The 1,347-nt window shown below is 71.6% G+C and carries 2 protein-coding genes; both read left to right on the plus strand.

Annotated features, from left to right (window positions below):
• The coding region (locus tag AB1460_RS37520; RefSeq protein ID WP_368967321.1) for a WD40 repeat domain-containing protein at nucleotides 1-389 on the plus strand (389 nt) is incomplete at its 5' end.
• Nucleotides 390-668: 279 nt separating this feature from the next.
• A partial coding sequence (locus AB1460_RS37525; protein ID WP_368967323.1) for a serine/threonine-protein kinase occupies nucleotides 669-1,347 on the plus strand: 679 nt, incomplete at its 3' end.

Genomic DNA, 1,347 nt, shown 5'->3' on the forward strand with positions numbered 1-1,347 from the left:
GCCAGCCCCTCACCGGCCCCAGCGCGGTGACCTTGGTGGTGTTTTCTCCCGACGGGCGCACCCTGGCCACCAGCTCCCTCGACGGGACGGTGCGGTTGTGGGATGTGAGCACCCCGACCACCCCCACCCCGCTCGGCCAGCCCCTCACCGGCCACACCGACTCGGTGGCCTCGGTGGCGTTCTCTCCCGACGGGCGCACCCTGGCCTCTGGGGCCGACGACGAGACGGTGCGGTTGTGGGATGTGAGCACCCCGACCGCCCCCACCCCGCTCGGCCAGCCCCTCACCGGCCACACCGACTCGGTGGCCTCGGTGGCGTTCCCTCCCGACGGGCGCACCCTGGCCACGGCATCCCGCGACGACACGGTGCGGCTGTGGAGGGCCGGATGAGCAGTTCCCGGATGCGCGCATCCGGGAGAGTCCGCCTGCCGGCTCTGGGGCCCGGTAATTTCCGGGGGGATCCCAGGCCTCGATGCGGCCGATACACGCGCGGTGAGCCGCACGCCCCGGATGCCCCGTCGATCCAACGTCAAGATCGCCAGTGGGCGTCAACTCGTTGACTATCTTGAGGATGGATGTGCTATGCGCCGGGTTGGTGGCGGTTCGTGGCAGGCTGAACGGCTATGAGCGCGGGGGCTACAGCACACCAGCGGGATACCGCCCAATCCAATGCTCGTTGACCGGGAGCGGGTAGCGGGGGCGCTGCCCGGCTACACGCTGGGCGCCGAGCTCGGCGCGGGGGCGTTCGGGCTGGTCCTGGCCGGTGAGCACCGGCAGATGGGACGGCCGGTCGCGGTCAAGGTGATGCGCGCCGAGGGCCCCGAGGGGCACATGGTGGCCTTCGGGGCCGAAGCGCGCACCCTGGCCGGGCTGGACCACCCCCACATCGTCCGTGTCTACGACTACCTCGACGTCGACGGCCTGTGCCTGGTCGTAATGGAGCTGCTGCCCGGCGGCACCCTGACCCACCGGCGCACAGACCTCACCGCCCCCCAGGTCTGCGCGGCCGGCCTGGCCGTGGCCGCCGCGTTGGAACACGCCCACACCCATGGGGTGCTGCACCGCGACATCAAACCCGACAACATCCTGTTCGCCGCCGACGGCACGGTGAAAGTCACCGACTTCGGCATCGCGAAAATCTTCGACGGGTCCGCCGCCACTGCCAGCGGCGTGGCCGGCAGCCCCCTGTACATGGCCCCCGAACAGATCGACGGCGGCCGCCTTGGCCCCGCCACCGACCTCTACGCCCTCGGGGTCGTCCTCTACCAGCTCCTCACCGGAGCCCCACCGTTCGACCCCCGCCAGCCCGTCCAGGCCCTGTGGCGCCAGCACCTGACCGACCCCCCAC

The sequence above is a fragment of the Parafrankia sp. FMc2 genome, assembly GCF_041008525.1.
GTDB lineage: Bacteria > Actinomycetota > Actinomycetes > Frankiales > Frankiaceae > Parafrankia.